Origin of the sequence: Enterobacter sp. MGH 33 (genome assembly GCF_000534535.1) — a bacterium.
Classification (GTDB): Bacteria; Pseudomonadota; Gammaproteobacteria; order Enterobacterales; family Enterobacteriaceae; genus Enterobacter; species Enterobacter hormaechei_C.
The window spans coordinates 1,436,275-1,454,024 of the sequence record NZ_KI973212.1; the positions used below are offsets into that span (position 1 = coordinate 1,436,275).

At 54.5% G+C, this 17,750-nt stretch carries 25 protein-coding genes and 1 tRNA gene; 8 read left to right on the top strand and 18 right to left on the bottom strand.

The features are described 5' to 3' along the window. A complete protein-coding gene (gene folD, locus L379_RS17200; protein WP_006809817.1) occupies positions 1-867 on the bottom strand; it encodes a bifunctional methylenetetrahydrofolate dehydrogenase/methenyltetrahydrofolate cyclohydrolase FolD in 867 nt (288 codons plus the stop codon). A 310-nt stretch (positions 868-1,177) separates the two neighbouring features. On the opposite strand from folD, the gene fimA reads away from it, so the two are divergent. The 6 genes from fimA to sfmF all read left to right on the top strand — a co-directional run bounded on the left by fimA (position 1,178) and on the right by sfmF (position 7,184). Then, complete coding sequence (fimA, locus tag L379_RS17195) at positions 1,178-1,741, top strand: type 1 fimbrial major subunit FimA (protein ID WP_003858911.1); 564 nt, start codon at positions 1,178-1,180, stop codon at positions 1,739-1,741. Positions 1,742-1,810: 69 nt separating this feature from the next. Next, on the top strand, positions 1,811-2,353 hold the full coding sequence (gene fimI, locus L379_RS17190; RefSeq protein WP_017383235.1) for a type 1 fimbrial protein subunit FimI: 543 nt from the start codon (positions 1,811-1,813) through the stop codon (positions 2,351-2,353). Positions 2,354-2,387: 34 nt separating this feature from the next. Then, entirely contained in the window at positions 2,388-3,080 is a 693-nt protein-coding gene (gene fimC, locus L379_RS17185; RefSeq protein WP_015571222.1) for a type 1 fimbria chaperone FimC, read from the top strand. 14 nt (positions 3,081-3,094) lie between these two features. Then, positions 3,095-5,653, top strand: coding sequence for a fimbrial biogenesis usher protein (locus tag L379_RS17180; protein ID WP_032652759.1), 2,559 nt, complete (start codon positions 3,095-3,097; stop codon positions 5,651-5,653). Further along, the gene (fimH, locus tag L379_RS17175) at positions 5,646-6,653 is read left to right on the top strand and encodes a type 1 fimbria D-mannose specific adhesin FimH (RefSeq protein ID WP_023296054.1); all 1,008 of its coding nucleotides are present in this window, start codon (positions 5,646-5,648) and stop codon (positions 6,651-6,653) included. Before L379_RS17180 ends, fimH begins: the two co-directional genes overlap by 8 nt. A gap of 9 nt (positions 6,654-6,662) precedes the next feature. Further along, positions 6,663-7,184: a fimbria assembly protein gene (gene sfmF / locus L379_RS17170; protein ID WP_023296055.1), complete on the top strand. Its 522-nt coding sequence runs from the start codon at positions 6,663-6,665 to the stop codon at positions 7,182-7,184. Positions 7,185-7,234: 50 nt separating this feature from the next. Here sfmF and fimZ read toward each other — a convergent pair whose 3' ends face one another. From fimZ to L379_RS17155, 3 genes are all read right to left on the bottom strand, one after another. Then, the gene (gene fimZ / locus L379_RS17165; RefSeq protein WP_003858901.1) at positions 7,235-7,867 is read right to left on the bottom strand and encodes a fimbria biosynthesis transcriptional regulator FimZ; all 633 of its coding nucleotides are present in this window, start codon (positions 7,865-7,867) and stop codon (positions 7,235-7,237) included. A gap of 809 nt (positions 7,868-8,676) precedes the next feature. Further along, on the bottom strand, positions 8,677-9,393 hold the full coding sequence (locus L379_RS17160) for a helix-turn-helix transcriptional regulator (protein WP_017383240.1): 717 nt from the start codon (positions 9,391-9,393) through the stop codon (positions 8,677-8,679). A 24-nt stretch (positions 9,394-9,417) separates the two neighbouring features. Next, the gene (locus tag L379_RS17155) at positions 9,418-10,080 is read right to left on the bottom strand and encodes an EAL domain-containing protein (RefSeq protein WP_017383241.1); all 663 of its coding nucleotides are present in this window, start codon (positions 10,078-10,080) and stop codon (positions 9,418-9,420) included. 303 nt (positions 10,081-10,383) lie between these two features. Between L379_RS17155 and L379_RS17150 the strand changes: the two genes are divergently transcribed. Beyond that, positions 10,384-10,460 (top strand) — tRNA-Arg (locus tag L379_RS17150). Positions 10,461-10,475: 15 nt separating this feature from the next. Here L379_RS17150 and L379_RS26190 read toward each other — a convergent pair. From L379_RS26190 to L379_RS17125, 6 genes are all read right to left on the bottom strand, one after another. Next, complete coding sequence (locus tag L379_RS26190) at positions 10,476-11,633, bottom strand: tyrosine-type recombinase/integrase (RefSeq protein ID WP_228100622.1); 1,158 nt, start codon at positions 11,631-11,633, stop codon at positions 10,476-10,478. Then, complete coding sequence (locus L379_RS24855) at positions 11,516-11,851, bottom strand: helix-turn-helix domain-containing protein (RefSeq protein WP_071882737.1); 336 nt, start codon at positions 11,849-11,851, stop codon at positions 11,516-11,518. Before L379_RS24855 ends, L379_RS26190 begins: the two co-directional genes overlap by 118 nt. Before the next feature lie 106 nt (positions 11,852-11,957). Then, a complete protein-coding gene (locus tag L379_RS17140) occupies positions 11,958-12,488 on the bottom strand; it encodes a hypothetical protein (protein WP_032652764.1) in 531 nt (176 codons plus the stop codon). 9 nt (positions 12,489-12,497) lie between these two features. Then, positions 12,498-12,737, bottom strand: coding sequence for a DUF4222 domain-containing protein (locus L379_RS17135; RefSeq protein WP_032652766.1), 240 nt, complete (start codon positions 12,735-12,737; stop codon positions 12,498-12,500). Then, positions 12,715-13,092, bottom strand: coding sequence for a phage protein NinX family protein (locus tag L379_RS17130; RefSeq protein ID WP_032652767.1), 378 nt, complete (start codon positions 13,090-13,092; stop codon positions 12,715-12,717). Before L379_RS17130 ends, L379_RS17135 begins: the two co-directional genes overlap by 23 nt. 78 nt (positions 13,093-13,170) lie before the next feature. Then, entirely contained in the window at positions 13,171-13,389 is a 219-nt protein-coding gene (locus L379_RS17125) for a TraR/DksA family transcriptional regulator (protein ID WP_032652769.1), read from the bottom strand. Positions 13,390-13,477: 88 nt separating this feature from the next. Between L379_RS17125 and L379_RS25790 the strand changes: the two genes are divergently transcribed. Continuing rightward, positions 13,478-13,639 carry a hypothetical protein gene (locus L379_RS25790; protein WP_155858404.1) on the top strand — a complete coding sequence of 54 codons (162 nt, stop codon included), beginning with the start codon at positions 13,478-13,480 and terminating at the stop codon, positions 13,637-13,639. A 68-nt stretch (positions 13,640-13,707) separates the two neighbouring features. On the opposite strand, the gene L379_RS17115 is transcribed toward L379_RS25790, so the two are convergent. The 8 genes from L379_RS17115 to L379_RS17085 are packed head-to-tail and all read right to left on the bottom strand — an operon-like array spanning position 13,708 to position 17,699. Further along, positions 13,708-13,926, bottom strand: a complete 219-nt coding sequence (locus tag L379_RS17115; RefSeq protein ID WP_032652770.1) for a hypothetical protein — start codon at positions 13,924-13,926, stop codon at positions 13,708-13,710. Beyond that, complete coding sequence (locus L379_RS17110; protein WP_032652772.1) at positions 13,923-14,474, bottom strand: phage N-6-adenine-methyltransferase; 552 nt, start codon at positions 14,472-14,474, stop codon at positions 13,923-13,925. The genes L379_RS17115 and L379_RS17110 overlap by 4 nt, the downstream gene beginning before the upstream one ends. After that, positions 14,471-14,638: a hypothetical protein gene (locus L379_RS26055; protein WP_163358440.1), complete on the bottom strand. Its 168-nt coding sequence runs from the start codon at positions 14,636-14,638 to the stop codon at positions 14,471-14,473. Before L379_RS26055 ends, L379_RS17110 begins: the two co-directional genes overlap by 4 nt. Next, positions 14,635-15,063: a hypothetical protein gene (locus L379_RS17105; RefSeq protein WP_032652774.1), complete on the bottom strand. Its 429-nt coding sequence runs from the start codon at positions 15,061-15,063 to the stop codon at positions 14,635-14,637. The genes L379_RS26055 and L379_RS17105 overlap by 4 nt, the downstream gene beginning before the upstream one ends. After that, positions 15,060-15,677: a lambda exonuclease family protein gene (locus tag L379_RS17100; RefSeq protein WP_032652776.1), complete on the bottom strand. Its 618-nt coding sequence runs from the start codon at positions 15,675-15,677 to the stop codon at positions 15,060-15,062. Before L379_RS17100 ends, L379_RS17105 begins: the two co-directional genes overlap by 4 nt. Beyond that, a complete protein-coding gene (gene bet / locus L379_RS17095) occupies positions 15,674-16,420 on the bottom strand; it encodes a phage recombination protein Bet (RefSeq protein ID WP_032652778.1) in 747 nt (248 codons plus the stop codon). Before bet ends, L379_RS17100 begins: the two co-directional genes overlap by 4 nt. 18 nt (positions 16,421-16,438) lie before the next feature. Beyond that, positions 16,439-16,723, bottom strand: coding sequence for a host nuclease inhibitor GamL (gamL, locus tag L379_RS17090; protein ID WP_032652779.1), 285 nt, complete (start codon positions 16,721-16,723; stop codon positions 16,439-16,441). 7 nt (positions 16,724-16,730) lie between these two features. Then, positions 16,731-17,699: a hypothetical protein gene (locus L379_RS17085; protein WP_032652781.1), complete on the bottom strand. Its 969-nt coding sequence runs from the start codon at positions 17,697-17,699 to the stop codon at positions 16,731-16,733. Positions 17,700-17,750: the final 51 nt, after the last annotated feature.

The following is a 17,750-nucleotide window of genomic DNA, read 5'->3' on the forward strand; positions in this document are numbered from 1 at the left end:
TTACGCGTCCTCTACGTCGTGATACTCCTCGCACGCCTGCAAGGTATTCTGAATCAGTGTTGCTACCGTCATCGGGCCTACGCCGCCCGGGACCGGAGTGATATAGGATGCGCGCGCTGCGGCATCTTCATACACCACGTCGCCGACCACTTTGCCGTTTTCCAGACGGTTAATACCCACGTCCACGACGATTGCGCCCTCTTTGATCCACTCGCCTGGAATAAAGCCCGGCTTGCCGACCGCAACGATCAGCAGATCGGCATTTTCGACGTGGTGACGCAGGTTTTTAGTGAAGCGGTGGGTAACGGTGGTGGTACAGCCCGCCAGCAGCAGCTCCATGCTCATCGGGCGGCCCACGATGTTGGAGGCACCAATCACCACGGCGTTGAGGCCATAGGTATCGATGTTATAACGCTCCAGCAGCGTCACGATGCCGCGCGGGGTGCACGGACGCAGGCGCGGCGCGCGCTGGCACAGTCGGCCTACGTTATACGGATGGAAACCGTCAACGTCTTTGTCCGGCGCGATGCGCTCCAGCACCTTCACGTTGTCAATGCCCGCAGGCAGCGGCAGCTGAACCAGGATGCCGTCGATCTCTTTATCGGCATTCAGAGTGTCGATCAGTTCCAGCAGTTCCGCTTCGCTGGTGGTTTCCGGCAGATCGTAAGAGCGGGAGACGAACCCCACCTCTTCACACGCTTTGCGTTTGCTGCCGACATAAATTTGCGAAGCTGGGTTGCTGCCAACCAGCACAACGGCCAGCCCGGGGGCGCGAAATCCGGCGGCTTTACGCGCCTTCACTTTTTCCGCAACCTCAGAGCGCACCTGCTGCGCAATCGTTTTACCGTCAATAATCTTTGCTGCCATCAGAGAGAAGATTCCGTCTGTAACGTTAGAAAGGAGGGATTGCCTGTATTTTGTCAGAAGCGAGCGCCGCTGTCAGTCACCCTTTACGAGATTTCATCGATGTCCCGCAAAATCCCTTCTCAGGGCATGGTCAATTTCTTAGAGGTGATTAGGATGTGACCTGGCAAAATGGCAGCGTTTTGACATATTACAAAATAAATTCCTGAGCTACTTTGTCCTCTCCGAAATAAGCCTTCAATTTTTTAATTGATCGTATTTCTTATTCCCGAATATGCGCGGGAAGGGTTATTTACATTTTAAAGGAATAGACATGAAACTCAGCAACATTGCTTCTACTGTTATTGCAACTCTGGCCCTGGTCGCGGGTGCCGCTCACGCAGAAGATCCGGTAGCGCCTGTATCTGTAAACGGTGGTACGGTGCATTTTAAAGGTGAATTAGTGAATGCCGCGTGTTCAGTGAATACTGACTCTTCAGAGCAGACGGTTAATCTTGGCCAGTACCGTACCGCGAAATTCACTAAAGTGGGTGACACCACCTCCAATATTCCGTTCACCATCGAACTGAACGACTGCGATCCTGCGGTAGCGAAAACCGCTGCTGTCGCGTTTACTGGCCAGATCGACGCCACCGACAAAACGCTGCTGGCGGTAAGCTCCGGTAACAACGACAACTCCGCGAAGGGCGTGGGTATTGAGATCCTCGACAGCAAATCCTCCACGCTGACCCCGGACGGCGCCACCTTCTCTGCGGCGCAGAACCTGATTGAAGGGACTAACACCCTGAACTTCACCGCGCGCTATAAAGCCACGGCGGCGACCACCGAGCCAGGCCAGGCAAACGCGGACGCAACATTCGTAATGAAATACGAGTAATGCCTGAGTACAGGGATGTGGCTGGCCTCAGGGAAGAGGTCTTTTGATCGCCTATACCGGGAGCGAAGGATGACAAGGACTGGGATACTGCTGTGTGCCCTTGCGATTGCCTCAGCGGTAAACGCACATACCGTGGTCATAGACGGCGGCAAAGTACACCTCAGGGGAGAGCTGGTGAACGGCGGCTGCGCCGTGGCCCCGGACAGCCAGAATATGCGCGTGGATATGGGGCAATACCGCACAAACGCCTTTTCCGGCGTCGGCAGCTTTTCCACGGTTAATGTGCCTTTCACCGTACGTCTGCTGGATTGCAGCGTGGACGTCTCCCGCACCGTGGGGATCCAGTTCCAGGGAGTGACACCGGCAGAAGATCCGCAGGTTTTCCTGGCGACATCGCGGCCGGGGGAAAATGCGGTCAGCAGCGGTGTCGGGCTGGCGCTTTTTGACGAACAGCAACGTCAGATCATCCCGAACGCGACGGCGGTGAGCTGGTTACCCATTGACACCCGCGAGCTGGTATTTCATTTCAGCGCCCGCTACCGGGCAATTTCCGAACACCTTGTACCAGGCACTATTCAGTCGAATGTCTGGTTTACGTTGATTTATCCCTGACGCCTGCGAACTAATTATTAAAGGTACGGTTGTGATGAACACCCTGATTAAACCTGGACTGTTTTTAGCTTTTATTTTGATGATGGTTTCTGCCAGCGCGAATGCGTCCGGCGGAATTGCGCTGGGCGCGACGCGCGTTATTTATCCGGCCGATGCCAAACAAACGTCGCTGGCGATCACCAACAGCAATAAACAAGAGCGCTATTTAATTAACGCGTGGATAGAAAATGCCAACGGGCAAAAGGAAAAAACCTTTGCCGTCACGCCGCCGCTGTTTGTCAGCGAGCCGGCCAGCGAAAACACCCTGCGCATTATCTACGCAGGCCCGGCGCTGCCTGCCGATCGCGAATCACTCTTTTACATGAACGTCAAAGCGATTCCCTCCGTCAGCAAAAAACATCAGGACGGCAACAACGTCCTGCAACTGGCTATTCTGTCACGTATCAAGCTGTTTGTTCGCCCGGCTAACCTGGCGATGCCGCCGGAAGAGGCGCTCTCACAGCTGCGCTTTGAGCGCGTCGGCAACCATCTTAAGGTGAGCAATGCCTCGCCGTATTACGTCACGCTGGTCAATCTGAAGCTCGGCGGTCAGACGCTGGATAACCTGATGGTTGCCCCTAAAAGCTCGGCGCAGCAGGTGCTGCCTGCCGCTGCGAGCGGCACGCTCTCCTGGCAGAGTGTGAATGACTATGGCGCCATTACGCCGGCGCGTAGCGTCAGCCTGTGAGCAGAGACAGGGCGATGAACACTCAATGGCGTTACTGCCCGGTTGCGCTGGCACTGATGGCAACGCTCTGGCCACTCGCTGGCTGGGGCGAAAGCTACTTTAACCCGGCGTTTCTCTCCGATGACACGGCGAACGTGGCGGATTTGTCGCGTTTTGAAAAAGGCCACCAGCAGGCACCGGGCGTCTATCGCGTCGATATCTGGCGTAACGATGAGTTTATCGGCACGCAGGACGTGCGGTTTGAGCAAGCTGACAACACGCCGCCGGTCGCGGGCGGTTTGTCGCCGTGCATTACGCGCGCGATGCTCGATCGCTTTGGGGTCAATATCGCCGCCTTCCCGGAACTGAGCAACGTGCAGGGCGATACCTGCGTTCCGCTCACCACGGCTATTCCGGGCAGCGAAACGGCGTTCAACTTCGCCTCGTTGCGCCTGAACGTCAGCCTGCCTCAGGTGGCGATGCAAAACAGCGCCCGCGGGTATATTCCACCTGAACAGTGGGATGAAGGCATCCCCGCCGCGCTGCTGAACTACAGCTTTACCGGCAACCGGGGCAGCGACGACGACAGCTACTATCTGAACCTGCAAAGCGGGTTGAACTATGGCGCCTGGCGATTACGCAATAACGGCGCGTGGCGTTATACCGAAAGCAACGGCCAGCGGCACAGCAGCTGGCAAAATATTGGTACCTGGGCGCAGCGTACGATCATCCCGCTGAAAAGCGAGCTGGTGCTTGGCGACAGCAACACCGGTAACGATGTCTTCGACAGCGTTGGTTTTCGCGGTGGTCGCCTCTATTCGTCCGACAGTATGTACCCGGACAGCCTGCAAGGTTACGCGCCTACCGTGCGCGGAATCGCCCGCACCCCTGCCAAAGTGGTGATCCGCCAGAACGGATACGTGATTTACCAGAGCTATGTGCAGCCGGGGGCTTTTGCGATAACTGATCTTAACCCGACCTCCTCAAGCGGTGACCTGGAGGTGACGGTGGAAGAGAAGGACGGCAGCCAGCAGCGCTACACCGTCCCGTATTCCACCGTTCCGCTGCTCCAGCGTGAAGGACGCTGGAAATACGATCTGGTGGCAGGGGACTATCGCAGCGGCAACAGCGAGCAGGACACGCCGTTCTTTACTCAGGGTACGATGATTGCGGGTCTTGCCGACGGCTACACGCTGTACGGCGGAACGCAGCTGGCCTCGCGCTATGCCGCCATCGCCATTGGCGCGGGTAAAAACCTCGGTGACTGGGGGGCGGTTTCACTTGATCTCACCCATGCCCGCAGCCAGCTTGCCGATGACAGCCGCCATGAAGGGCAGTCCCTGCGGTTCCTGTACGCAAAATCCCTTAACGGATTCGGCACCAACTTCCAGCTGCTGGGCTATCGCTACTCGACCAAAGGCTTCTACACCCTCGACGATGTGGCCTGGCGCACAATGGAAGGCTACCAGTATGGCGACGATCAGGACGATGACGGCGTGCCGGACGTGCAGAGCTATCACAACCTGACGCTGAATAAAAAAGGGCGTTTCCAGCTCAATATCTCCCAGTCTCTCGGCGATTACGGCTCGGTGTACGTGTCGGGCAGCCAGCAGAGTTACTGGGGCACCAGCGAATCCAACGTCTGGTATCAGCTTGGCTACGCGGGCGGGGTGAAAGGGGTCAGCTACGCCTTATCCTGGTCGTGGAACAAGGCCGTCGGCATTGACGGAACCGACCGGATCGCCTCGTTCAACGTCTCCGTCCCGTTCAGCCTGTTCACCCGTCACGGCTACCGTCGCGATAACGCGATCGACCGGGCCTATGCCACAGCCTCTGCCAGCCGTAACAGCGATGGTGATACCAGTTGGCAGACCGGGATCAGCGGAACGCTGCTCCAGGATCGTAACCTGAACTACAGCGTCACGCAGGGTCACACCAGCAATAACGGTGCCAGCGGCAGCGCCAGCGCTAACTGGCAGGCGACGTACGGCACGCTGGGCGTGGGCTACAACTACGCCCGGGATCAGCACGACCTCAACTGGCAGCTCTCCGGCGGCGTGGTAGGGCATTCAGACGGCATCACATTCAGTCAGCCGCTGGGCGATACCAACGTCTTGATCAAAGCGCCGGGCGCGTCAGGCGTGAGCGTCGAAAACCAGACCGGCGTCAAAACAGACTGGCGTGGCTATGCGGTGATGCCGTACGCCACGGTGTACCGTTACAACCGCGTGGCGCTCGACACCAACACTATGAGCAACAACACCGACATTGAAAATAACGTTTCCAGCGTCGTGCCGACGAACGGTGCGCTGGTGCGCGCCAGTTTTGACACCCGCATCGGCGTGCGTGCGCTGCTCACCGTGAAGCGTGATAACCAGCCTGTACCGTTTGGGGCGGTGGTGCGTGAGACGCAGAGCGGCGTAACCAGCATGGTGGGAGATGACGGTCAGATTTACCTGAGCGGGCTGCCGCTGAGCGGAGAACTGCTGATTCAGTGGGGAGACGGGAAACAGTCCCAGTGTCGTGCGCCCTACAGCCTGCCAGAACAAAGCCTGCAACAGGCGATCACACTTAAGGGGATCCGCTGTGAATAAAATCCATTATCTGGGGCTATCCCTGCTGGCGTTTTTTCCGCTATCTGAGGCCTTCGCCACGGTCTGCGTCAATGAAAATGGCGTGCCGACGGAGGTGTATTACGACCTGACGGATAAATTTAACAGCTCCAATAACCAGGTGGGGCAGATTGTCACGCTCAGCGAGAAGTCCCAGTGGGTGGGCGTCAACGCCGTCTGCCCTAAGGGAACGTCCGGGAACACCACCAAGCGCAGCTATGTTACCGATTTCCCTGTTACGGGCACCAGCGATGGCTACCAGTATCTGAAGCTAAACGACTATCTGGACGGGGCGATGAAAATCACCGACAGCTACGCTGGCACGTTTTATCCGCCCAAAAGCTACATTCAGATGGGGAGCCACCCGAATGTGTCTAAAAACAAACCGTTTGGCGTACAGGATTCCAGCCTCGTCTTCCGGCTTAAAGTGACCCGACGCTTTATCAATATGGTGGTGATCCCCCGGGCGACCATGTTCCGGGTTTACGTCACCACGACCTCCTCGGATCCGCTCACCACGCCGGTTTATACCATCAGCTACAGCGGGACTATTCAGGTACCTCAGAGCTGTGAAATTAATGCCGGGAATGTGGTGGAGTTCGATTTCGGAGACATCGGCGCCTCCCTGTTCAGTAAAGCAGGCATCGGGAATAAGCCGGAGGGGATCTCAGCGCAAAGCAAAACCATCGGCATCAAATGCACCAACGTCGAGGCGAACGCCATGCTCACGATGCGTGTTGAAGCGGAGAAGGTTTCAGGCAGTACGCTGGTTTCCGATAACGCGGATGTGGGTTTTGTGATTGCCAACAGTAATGGCGTGCCGCTGACGCCCAACAACCTGACCAGCAAAATCCCGTTCCGTCTGGACGACAGCGCTCAGGCGCAGGTGGGGATCCGCGCGTGGCCCGTCAGCGTAACCGGTAAAAAACCTGCCGAGGGGCGTTTTACCTCTCGCGGCTATTTACGCGTCGACTACGACTAAGGAGCAGGTATGCGAAACGGAATGCGGTATTTAGCCGTCGCTCTCTTTGCGCTTTGCTCCCCTGCACACGCAGAGACGGCGCTTGGGGAAATTAACATTCAGCTCTACGGCAATATCGTGGATTTTACCTGCGTGGCGGAGGGGGACGACAGCAATAAAACCGTCACGCTCGGCACCTGGCCCACGAAACAGCTTCGCACAACGGGGAGCCGGACGCAGCCTGTACCGTTCACCCTGAAGCTGACCGGATGTCCGCCGGGGGCGGCTTCGGTCACATTTACGGGGAAGATGGACGGGCATGATAACAGCCTGCTGGCGCTGAATGATGCCAGCGCGGCCAGCAACGTGGCCGTGGAGATCCTCGACCGGGATAAAACGCGCCTCGCGTTGCAGCAGGCCAGCCAGACGGTGGCGGTAGATGCGCAGGGAAATGCCGAACTGTCGTTTTATGCCAATTATATCGCCACGGCGGATAACCCGCAGCCGGGACGGGCTGACGCCGATGCAACTTTCATGATTAATTATAATTAATCGTATCCACTCTCCCTGTAACGGTTATATGTTGCAGGGAGAGGGTAGGATTATAGTAATTCGTGCGCTTTCGCGTAATCAATTAATTCAACGATACTTTGCACGCCCAGCTTGGAAAAGATATTAGACTTATGAGCGCTAATTGTTTTGTTGCTAAGTAATAATTGATCCGCAATCTCCTTATTAGATAATCCGTTCGCCAGATATCGCAGAACCGTCACTTCACGATTCGATAACGGCATATCCACAGCGGCGCCCGTCCGCGAGCCCAGATGGTTTATAAAACTCAATGTTTCTGAGGGGAAGAAGGAATAGCCCGTCAGGATCATTTCCACCGCGTTATAAATTTCCCCCAGATCTTTTCGCTTACTGACAAAACCATTTGCCCCGGCGCGGATGGCGCGTCCTGCGTAGAAGGCTTCAGATTTCGAAGAGAGGAAAAGAACCTTGATGTCTTTATTTAAGTTCCTGATTCTTTTCAGTAATACGAACCCATCCGTGCCCGTCATTTCAATATCGAGAATGACCAGGTCAATGGGGTGGTTGCGTATACAGTCAAGCACCTCGTGGCTGTCGCCTGACTTCAGTTTGACCTGGATGTTTTTATTTTTCTGTAGCAGGACTTCTATCGACATTCTGACGATAGGGTGTTCGTCCATAATGATAACGGATGCCGGTTTCATTTTTTATGCCTCAGATTGTTAAAAGCGTTATGCTGAGTTTTGTTAAAACTCTCGAAAAGCCGGAAGGATAATTGCGCAGATCCTTGTACGGTAAATGTCCCTGGGAAGAGCGAAAGCATCCTTGTTTACGTAGTGGTGATATCAATGCCTCAGCGCAGTTATCTCATAAGGCTGGTTATGGCAAAATGATTTTTCTTATTCGCGTGTCAAACACGTCTTATTATACCGTTTAAGTATTGTCCGAAAAGCCTGTAAATTAATATCCATATATTGCTGATTATTATGTTCTGGATCTGAATCACTAACTTTTTAAAATTAGCAAAAATGTCCTGATATTGCATTTACCACACACTTTCATCTTTATGTAATAACAAAAAATAAACGATTTTACTGTATGTTAAATGAATGTTAACAGCGAGTGGGCTGTGACAACCAGTATCCCGCCTGCCTGCCATCCCTGAAATCCGCCATTTCGTGCGTCATCTCTCCGTTTCAAACGCCTCATGGCAAATTGCCGTTCCCAACAACAGAACAGTACTATCTGCTGTTTTCTTCACCTCTCATCGCATTCTTTTACAGGTGAATCGCTTGTTTTTACACCATTATCATCCTGTTAACTGAAGCGCCAGAACCTTAACGCATGGATAAAATCACTCTCGTTGAGCGTACCGGCAGCATTTCGCATGGTTTAAGACCTGGAATTAGGAATAGTTATAAAATCGAAAGTTTTGTTAAAAAACACAAAAATTTAACATACATCCTAAGTAATTTCCTAAAGGTCTTTAGGAATTAAGAAGTTACTGAATACGTTAATACGTGAAATCTGAGAGGTTGTTGAGAAGATGTAGCAACTCATGACGATGATTCAGCCCAAGTTTCGCCAGGATGCAGCTGAGACGGTAAATAATGCGGCTGTAGGGGCGGTTCTGTAACTGCGCGATCTGCCGCAAGGAGCTCCCCTGCGACAGCGCCTGTAAGATCGGCCATTCATCCCGTGAAAACCACTCTTTGCGGTTGCCGGCCGGTGACGGTGCTTCCAGCAAGGTTTGTTGCATAGCCAGCGCCGTTAGCTGGCGTTCAAGCACATGAAAAGGGCCAGCCGCTTTACAAAACAGGCGAGCATCATAATCATCGGCGCGGACGAGCAGGTAGGGTGTCAGGTAGGGGGCGAACAGGCTGTGGCGGCGTAATCGGTCCAGCAGGTCGATGAGCGGCGAGGCGCGGCTCTCAATGTCTATTACCAGACGCGATGAAGGCCAGTGATTTAAATCACTGAGGGCGGCTTCCAGCGTGGAATAGTCGCAGCAATTGCTCAGGGGCGACTGCCCGCTCAGTAAACCGGAACGGAAAAAATTATCCTGTGTGACCAGAATGATAAAGGGAGCATCGGTTTTGCGGGTCTGGTTGATTGACTGGCTCAAATATTCGAGACGATCAAAAAATGGGAGAGCAAAAGGCGAGTGCGTAGAACCCAGTGAATCACTTCCTGTCCGACGACGCCGGTAACGGCGCACTGTCATTCGCATAGCTTCCCTCTTGGCGATGACCGTTCAGTCCTCCTGCCATCTCCAGGATGGCCAATAATATCCCTGACCGAAGCGCGCGCCAGCATGAAGCGCGCAAGTACGGTCCCGTTCTGTTTCAATGCCTTCAATAAGCACATTCGCAGCGATTTTTGAACAAAGGGTGACCAGCTGTGTCAGCGCCTGCGTTTCACGTAAACGCCAGAAAGCGATCTTATCGATTTTTATTCCGCTTAATGGCAGGCGGCAGGATAAAAATGCTTGTCCTGACGCTTCATCAATATCATCCAGCCAGATCCGGTGTCCTCGCGCGGTCAACTGCTGAAGCGCACAACTCACCCTCAGACGCGCCGGGTCTGAGAGTGTAAAGAACGAGGCAGGCTCCACGAGTTCAATGTTCAGCGGTGGGCTGTTAAGTTGCAGTAAACGCTGGAACATTTCCGGTATGGTCAGAACGGTTATCGGCAAATTTATGAAAAGGTTGTCACAGGGGAAGGGGTTTTTTAACGCGGCGATCTGTGCTTCCAGCAGCATAAGCGCCCGGGCGGCGGACCAGTCCTGGAAAAAGCTTTCGTTTTGCTGATGCGGCGACAGCACGCTGAGCACTTCGGCCCCCACCGTGCGCGAAGATGAGAGGGCGACAATGGGTTCAAGCTTAATGCCTGTAATATCGTGTGAGATGTGCTGCACGCACGAGGGAAAACCTGTCTGGTCTGGCGCTGTCACTCCGTCGTCCTGTTCACTTCCAGCCTCCAGGCGGCCGGGTTACCGCTGGACAGTGTGAAGGTGAAGTAAACAGGAAAACAGCAGGCGTTACTTAAAAGCGGCTAAGCCTTTTCGCAGCCCGTAAAAGAGGGATAAATGTTGAAAAAACAGCCGTATTTACAATCAGCTAGTCATTATCGCCAGAGAAGGCGGAAAAGGCATTGACTCACTACGCATTGACCGTATAATTCCAGGCGTTTCACCACCGCGAAGTACACTCTTCTCCGTGCGCCCTTAGCTCAGTTGGATAGAGCAACGGCCTTCTAAGCCGTAGGTCGTAGGTTCGAATCCTACAGGGCGTGCCATTTAAAAACAGGCACTTACGCCAGTTTCAAACCAGCCTGATTTTCTCCTTGTGTCGTATTTGTGTCATGGTTGCCAAAAATGGCATCAATTTTCCGTGCATGTTCGCTTAAATGGTTCGGTGCCAGGTGAGCATAACGACGGACCATTTCGATTGACTCCCAGCCTCCCATTTCCTGAAGAACTGACAGCGGCACGCCGGACTGAATTAACCAGCTCGCCCAGGTATGCCGAAGGTCGTGAAAACGGAAGTCCTCTATACCAGCTCTTTCCAGTCCAATGCGCCAGGCGACATTGTCATCCACTCGCATTTTGCGGACAGCCGGAGTGACGGTTTTATCCGGGCGAGTTGATGGTTTCGTGTGAACGAATACCCACCTGGAACTTTTCCCGATCTGGTCCCTTAACACCCTGCATGCGGTATCATTCAGAGCCACGCCGATAGCCTTGCCCGCCTTCGCGTTCTCTGGATTTACCCATGCAACCTTTCTCTGCATATCGACCTGCTGCCACTCCAGATCAATGATGTTGGAGCGGCGCAGGCCGGTTGCCAGTGCAAATATCACCACCGGCTTTATCGACTCCGGCATGCAGGAAATAAGCCGTTCTGCCTCGTCCCTGGTCAGCCATCGGATGCGTTTGCTGATCGGTTTTTTGGTTTTTATAATCGGGGCCGTTTTAATCCAGCCCCAGTCATTAGCCGCAGCCTTGAACAGAGATCGCATGAACGAAAGGTGCTGACTCTTTGTGGCCTGGCTTACCGGTTTCTCAACATACGGAGGCGGTTCCTTCCCCCGGCGTATAGCCGCGTCCCTGCGCGACTCCCAGACCTGAATATGCTTACGGTTGACCATCTTCGAAACAGCCTCATGAACCTGATCAGCCGTGATGGTTGAAATATCCCGGCCGGAGAAATGCCGCAGGAAATATTCGATTTTGGTCTTATCGTCATCGAGTGACCGCTTATGCTCCTTCTCGCGGATCCACCTGATGCAACATTCCTCAAACGTCCTCGTCGGCAGCTCTCCAATTTTATCAACCCGCCACGCTTCTGCCTTCAGCTTGTCGTGCAACTCCTGCGCTTGTTTCTTGTCCCCCGTACCAAGAGATCGTCTAATTCTTTTCCCTGACGGCGTAACGAAATGACAGTGCCAGACGCCGCCTCTGAGGGTGATTGACATAAAATTTCTCCTTTATGTTCACCCGCGCTCGCGGAAACAGGATCGCGCGGGTCATGTAAATACGCAATACAGGCAACGTCGGTTGTGCGGTATTTGTTCCCGATCTTCTTCCCGGCCAGCTGCCCCGAGTCGATAAGACGGTAGACAGTTCTCGGTGAGGTGATTAGTAGCTCGGCCGCCTGTCTGGCTGTCAGTGTTTTTGCCTCAACCATGCATTTCCTCCAGGCAAAAAAGAACCCGGCGCGGGGCCGGGCAAAAGGGATCACGAGGTGGCGCTTTCGCACCCAATAGCCAGCTCATAACTGGCTATCAGTTGCGTCAGTGGAAGCTAATGCAGCCATTGTTCGAGGCCATTTCCATGGCTGACTGCCAGTGCTTGTATTGCTCGAAGAAGAGGCTGCCGATCTCTTCAGCCTTGTCATGGAAGGTTTTAAAATCAGCCAGTAATTTCGTCGCAACAGCTGTGCCAATAAATCCTTCGCAGTCACTGAAGTTGATCAATTCATAGAATGGGCCGCTATCGGAGTTGAGCACACCACCAAAATGGTTAGCTTCTTTTCCATGTCCACTCTCATATTCACCAACCGGGTAGCCAGCAATTTCTGCAAGCTCGTTACGCCACCAGTAATAGCCGCCATAACCTACGCCGTGACCTGTGCAGTCTTCATATGTATAAACAGCCCCATCGACCAGCTCATCCGCACGACCCGGGAAGCTTGGGTTTTTCCAAACGTGAAAGTAATACGCTTCTACCACCTCTCCATTGCTGTTATAGACAGCCTCGCCATCATCATTCAGATGAGCGTCCAGGCGCTTAATGTTGCTGTACGCAGTAATGTCTAATCCCATAATCTCTCCTCATGCCGCGCGCTGGGCGCGCAGCTTCTTCAGGTGTTCTGCTGTTTCTATTTCTTCGGCGATCCGCTCAGCCTGTGCTTTGGTCAGCGGCTCGAAATCCTGATTAAAGCGGCCCATGCTGGCGATGCAGGTGCGACCGTTGCGGATGTAGTGGATGACTTCGTGGGTAACGCGGATTATCTTGCAGGGCGCGCCGTGGGGATCGGCGTACCAGGTATTAGGCTGGATTATCCTGAACATTGGCTAACTCCTGCATCATGAGGAAGACAATCATTGCGGCACGAAGTGGGTTATCGTTAAAGCTATATGCATCGTTGGGATGAAAAGCCTCGGCCCCCCAACCGCCTCTTTTGTCCGCGTCGCTCATTGCGTAAATGCTGATTTTATTTGCGGTGATTATCGGCCATGCGGCAGACGCATCGTTGCAGTAGTCGGGAAGCGGTGATAGCGGGTTGAGCGAAGCATCCGCGTTACCGTAATACCATGAGTCACTTTTATTTCCCGCAGTGCCCGGCCTGCATGACCATAGTCCTTTGAAAACGACATCGCCGACCAGTTTGTTTATCTCAAAATCGCCTAGCTTGCTGTAATCCATCACTTCACCCCCGCTTGTCGCATTTAATACACCATTCACTCCAGCACATACGGCCGCAGTGTTTGCATATAGGCCACATCACATCCCCCTCTGCTTATTCTTCAGTTCGATCAAGCCCTGGCACTCCGCGCATGTCTGGCAGCCGGGAACGGCAGCGCGCCGCGGCTCGGGAATTGGTTCGTCGCATTCTTCACAACGCTCAGCTGATACGGCGTTGCGGTTTACTCGGTGAGCGGAAAGGGCAGCGTTACGCTGAAGCTCCTCAATCTCTGCTGCGGTGTCGATGATGTCGGCCATGGTCAATGCTCCCTGAACTGTCGGTTAATTCGGTTGAAGGTGAACGCCAGCAATAAAAAAGGCCGCTTTAGCGACCTTGTGATTTGGGATGTCATGGCTGTATCCACCCCTTGCCTTTGACGTGCTGGATGACACCAAGCTTCCTGAGCGACTGGAGTCGGCGGTCAAGGATGCGGAATACGTCCATCGGGTGCTTTCCTTCTGCTTCAGCAATGACGAGGCACTCCTGTCTGACGGAAGGGCTAAATAGTTCAGAAAACGAGGTAGGCTGAGCGCCGATAGCGCTTAACACTTCGCTATCCAGTTTCGCGTATTTGGTCACGATTCAACTCCAAACCGCCCGTTAAGGCGGCCAGTTTTGACGACGAACTCCAGGAGACTAACTCCCAGAGCTTCAATTTTCTTGTGATGCTTGTTGATGATGGGAGGCACCGTTTCGTTCCAGTTAGGCTTTGGCTTCTTGCGCATGGCCTGCTGGATTTCTTCGGTGCAGCGGCGGCAGGCTGCGCGGATGGCGTTGTCTGTTTCTGGCGTCATGCGGCCTCCCGGCGGGCGAGAAGTTTCGCCCCGAAAGCCATCAGCTCGTCCCGGTCCACAGTTGCGAAGTGGCAGTGTGTACGCGGGTACGGTCGCCAGATAATGAGCATGCTGCCTTTATTATTTCCGCTGACTGGCTTACCGGTGACCGGGTTGATAAATGCCAGCCGCCCGGCGGTGATGAAGCGAACCTCGCTGGCGGTCTGGATAGCCTCCTTAAACCAGCCAACCGAAGTGTCTGCCGGTACCAGCATGACAGTCCCGATCTGATTGGCGCTCTCGGCAGCGGCCTTCTTAACGAACGGCGTGATATCGCTGTATGGCGGGTTCAGCCAGACGTAGCCTGGCACATTCAGGTAATCAGCCCACGGCGTTTCCAGCGTGTTCTGCTCGGCGGTGATGAACTTCCGGCACAGCGCGTTATGCGACGCAGCGGCGGCATCAAGCTGGAAGCAGAACTCAGCATCAAGGGAAGCGAAGAAGGCTGGTGGAGTGCGCCATAGGTCACGCTGATCCGCTGGGGTGTTGCTGCCGGTGTAATCTGTCATACATCCTCCCGCTCCGGATCGTTAACATCCCAGCCATTACGCTCAATATTGGTTTGCAGCCGCTTATCTCCGACCTCTTCAATGCTGCGGCCGGTAATCTCTGCGACTTCAGCGTTTGAGTGCCGCCACAGCAGCGCAAGCTCTTCGAGTGACCACGCTTTCATAGCACTGACTCCATTTCGTCGATGTAGAGGCCCTGAGCAATCAGGCGGCTACGGCGGGCGGCACGTTCAATGCACTCCTGCCGTCTGCCTTCCTGCGATTGCTCAATGGCGCGCCGGGTGAACAGCCGTGATTTGCCCTGCGGCGTTACGACCTTTGGCTTCGTGACCAAGTCGAATTTCCGGTCGCAGATGCCGTCCTCGTTGATCCATTTTTCCGACTCAACGATCTGAGCTATCTGTCCGGAGCCGCGGGTAATGCCGTTGGCGACCCGGTTAAACTCGATGAGCGTTACGCCAAACTTCTCAGCGATTTCGCTTCCGGTGACCGGGCGGCCGCGCGTCTGAATCATCCAGATAACGCGCTCACGGAGGCCGGAGAATTGCCCGGTTCGCCCGGGCCTGCGGTAAAATGGTGTGCGTTTCATGCTGCACGCTCTGTGATTTTCTGAATTTCAGATTCCAGATCTGCAAGGAAGCTCTTAACCTCAGACTCGATTTCGCGCGCCAGCTCTTCATCGAAATGAATGCGCTTCTTGAAATAGGCGAGGTCAGGCGGCAGGCGATCATCGAAACTAACGAAATCACACCATTTCCGCCCGGTGCACATCATCTGCGCATGCATTTGCAGCATGTACTGGCGCTTTGGCTCGCCAGTCTTCAGTGTTTCAAGATGGGTCCAGGTGTTGGGGCATTTGATTTCGATAAGCCCGTCGTCGTTAACAAGTCCGTCCGGGCTGGCTGCGAATCCGGGTATGGTTGGGTGATCGATGAGTCCAACTTCAGTGATTTCCGCATCGAACTCATTCAGCGCGTACATTTCGCGTGCCACTGGCTCAAGTTCAGTGCCGCGCATCATCGCGGCATTCGAAAACCCTTCCTCCAGCTTCCCGGTCAGCCGTTGGCAAATCAGTTCGGCCATGTAGTTCTGGCGGCTGGTGGAGTAGCCCGACTTAGTCCGGGCCATGACATCAGCCAGGCGACTGGCTGTGACCTTGCCGCAGCGAGCAGCAAACCATTCAGGGGTGCGTTGCTCCATCATTCAGCCTCCGCATCTGCGACATTGACAGGTTCGGCGTTGTCGACAGCAAGACTCATGTCATACATGCGTCGCTTCTCAACTGCGCCGATCACCTGCTTCTCTTCAGCGCTCAGCGCAACCCAGAACTCCTGATACTTAACGGTTCCAAGGCGCGCGGCGGACTCACCTTTTGCGATCAGATCCGGGCGACGGCTATCTGATTCATGGCCCGCATGAACCTCTGCCATTGTTCCTTCAATCACTCGCTCTGCCTCGTCCTGGTCGAAGATGCCAGCGAAACCAAAGGCCAGGCGCGCGCACTGGATAAGCGTCTTGTGGCGAAGCATGCGGGTAGGATGGGACTGCCAGGGTTGAGTGTTGCGCTTACACTCTCCCATGTACTCGGTGACGATGGTCGGGTGCTTGCGGTCTTTGCGGTAAATCTTGCAGGTGCACGCGGCTTCCTCTTTGTCGTAAGAGAACTCCATGCCGTCAAACTGAGGATGTTCGTTGATAATGCGAGCCCATCCATCAACGCCGACGACTGGGACAATCCCGCCTTTATCTGGGAATGCGTAAATCTCTTTGGTCCATGGGTTCAGGCCATACTGGTTGGCTACGATCAGCAGGGCTGTGAATTGCTCGTCCGTGACGTTGCCACCTTTGAACGCTGTATTCTTCAGCGTATTCATCAGGTCTGTACCGGCATCCATGCCGAGGCGTGCGGCCAGTTTCCCGGCCATGGTGGAAAGTGCAGTACTCATTGTTAAATCCCTCAAAAATTAAAACGGGCAGCCGGTACGGTGTTCCCAGTCGTATTCCGCCTGGGCGTAAGCAACTGCCGAAATGAAATCGTTGAAGGCCTTGCCAGCGTCATCGCTGCGAAGTCCTTCGTATGGGCTTGAGTCAATTGGGACTGAGAAGTGGAAGAGGCCTGACGGCTCTTTCGGCATCATGTCGATGATTTCCCGCGCCCGGTCGCCGATCCACTTCTCTTTTTCGTCGATGAGCTGCTGTTCAGCCCAGCGCCGATCTTCGATGCGGTCGTAAGTGAGGTATGCGTTCATGGTTGCCTCAATATTTGATGTGCGCGTCCTGCACTTTGCCGCCAGCGAGCGCCAGCATTGCTTTCTGCGCGAATTCTTCGGGGATGCCCTGAGCTATAAGGTCGGCGATGACGCGACGGTTGACGGTGCGGCGGTGCTCTTTGTCTGCGGCGCGGCGCGCTTCTTCTTCAGCTTTGCGCTGCTCTTCGGCCAGGCGGGCTTTTTCTTTCGCTTCAGCTTCACGCTTGATGCGATCCGCTTCTTCCTGCGCTTTCCGTTTTTCTTCTGCGATGGCGTCCTGCTTCTCACGTTCTGCACGGTCAGCGTCTTCTTTACGTTTACGCTCAGCGGCATCAGCGCGAGCTTTCTCTTCAGCTTCGCGACGCGCTGCAGCATCAAGTTCAGCTTTATGTCTCTCTTCGGCTTCGCGCTTGGCTTTGTCAGCGGCTTCCTGCTTGATTCGTTCTTCACGTTCACGTTGAGCCTGTTCCGCCAGGCGTCGCTGCTCTTCGCGGTCACGGTCGAAATCCTTGTTCATCAGCAAGGCCATTTCGTGGTCTGCCTCGATCTGCGCGGCACGCTGGCGGTTGAACTCTTCGTTCATTTCCAGCGCTTCGGCGTGCAGCGCGTTCATGGCTTCTTCAGCCTTAATGCGTTCCTGCTCGGCTTCCCATTCTGTGAGCGGGCGCCGTACTTCATCCTTCAGCGCGTCCAGCCGCTCACGCACAATGCGGCGGCTTTCGTCGATCTGCTTCGGCAGGGCTTTAAGCTCGGCAACCAGATCCTTGCCGGCATTGTCGATATAGGTTTTGGAGCGGGCAACCTTATGCGCCATGGATGCGATCGCGTCGCGGCCTTTGCGGGTCGACACATCCGGTACCAGGCTGCGAGCTTCTTTCTCGATCGCCTCAATAATAGGGTCGAGCTGCTCTTTGGTGGTGAATACCGCCATTGCGTTCTGTTTCTCAATGACGACTAAATCCGTTACTTCGCTCATGGTTTCTCCTGAAATTTGGATGTGCAGATCCCGCCCGCAAAAAGCCAGGCC

Bases quoted from the DNA above. Each gene is read 5' to 3' on its own strand.
- folD (WP_006809817.1), bottom strand. From the start codon at position 867: ATGGCAGCAAAGATTATTGACGGTAAAACGATTGCGCAGCAGGTGCGC.
- L379_RS17100 (WP_032652776.1), bottom strand. From the start codon at position 15,677: ATGATGGAGCAACGCACCCCTGAATGGTTTGCTGCTCGCTGCGGCAAG.
- fimC (WP_015571222.1), top strand. From the start codon at position 2,388: ATGAACACCCTGATTAAACCTGGACTGTTTTTAGCTTTTATTTTGATG.
- L379_RS17085 (WP_032652781.1), bottom strand. From the start codon at position 17,699: ATGAGCGAAGTAACGGATTTAGTCGTCATTGAGAAACAGAACGCAATG.
- L379_RS17105 (WP_032652774.1), bottom strand. From the start codon at position 15,063: ATGAAACGCACACCATTTTACCGCAGGCCCGGGCGAACCGGGCAATTC.
- L379_RS17130 (WP_032652767.1), bottom strand. From the start codon at position 13,092: ATGGATTACAGCAAGCTAGGCGATTTTGAGATAAACAAACTGGTCGGC.
- sfmF (WP_023296055.1), top strand. From the start codon at position 6,663: ATGCGAAACGGAATGCGGTATTTAGCCGTCGCTCTCTTTGCGCTTTGC.
- L379_RS17140 (WP_032652764.1), bottom strand. From the start codon at position 12,488: ATGGGATTAGACATTACTGCGTACAGCAACATTAAGCGCCTGGACGCT.
- bet (WP_032652778.1), bottom strand. From the start codon at position 16,420: ATGAGTACTGCACTTTCCACCATGGCCGGGAAACTGGCCGCACGCCTC.
- fimI (WP_017383235.1), top strand. From the start codon at position 1,811: ATGACAAGGACTGGGATACTGCTGTGTGCCCTTGCGATTGCCTCAGCG.
- L379_RS17125 (WP_032652769.1), bottom strand. From the start codon at position 13,389: ATGGCCGACATCATCGACACCGCAGCAGAGATTGAGGAGCTTCAGCGT.
- L379_RS17110 (WP_032652772.1), bottom strand. From the start codon at position 14,474: ATGACAGATTACACCGGCAGCAACACCCCAGCGGATCAGCGTGACCTA.
- L379_RS17115 (WP_032652770.1), bottom strand. From the start codon at position 13,926: ATGACGCCAGAAACAGACAACGCCATCCGCGCAGCCTGCCGCCGCTGC.
- L379_RS24855 (WP_071882737.1), bottom strand. From the start codon at position 11,851: ATGGTTGAGGCAAAAACACTGACAGCCAGACAGGCGGCCGAGCTACTA.
- fimA (WP_003858911.1), top strand. From the start codon at position 1,178: ATGAAACTCAGCAACATTGCTTCTACTGTTATTGCAACTCTGGCCCTG.
- gamL (WP_032652779.1), bottom strand. From the start codon at position 16,723: ATGAACGCATACCTCACTTACGACCGCATCGAAGATCGGCGCTGGGCT.
- L379_RS26055 (WP_163358440.1), bottom strand. From the start codon at position 14,638: ATGAAAGCGTGGTCACTCGAAGAGCTTGCGCTGCTGTGGCGGCACTCA.
- L379_RS17160 (WP_017383240.1), bottom strand. From the start codon at position 9,393: ATGCGAATGACAGTGCGCCGTTACCGGCGTCGTCGGACAGGAAGTGAT.
- fimZ (WP_003858901.1), bottom strand. From the start codon at position 7,867: ATGAAACCGGCATCCGTTATCATTATGGACGAACACCCTATCGTCAGA.
- L379_RS17180 (WP_032652759.1), top strand. From the start codon at position 3,095: ATGAACACTCAATGGCGTTACTGCCCGGTTGCGCTGGCACTGATGGCA.
- L379_RS25790 (WP_155858404.1), top strand. From the start codon at position 13,478: ATGTCATGGCTGTATCCACCCCTTGCCTTTGACGTGCTGGATGACACC.
- L379_RS17135 (WP_032652766.1), bottom strand. From the start codon at position 12,737: ATGTTCAGGATAATCCAGCCTAATACCTGGTACGCCGATCCCCACGGC.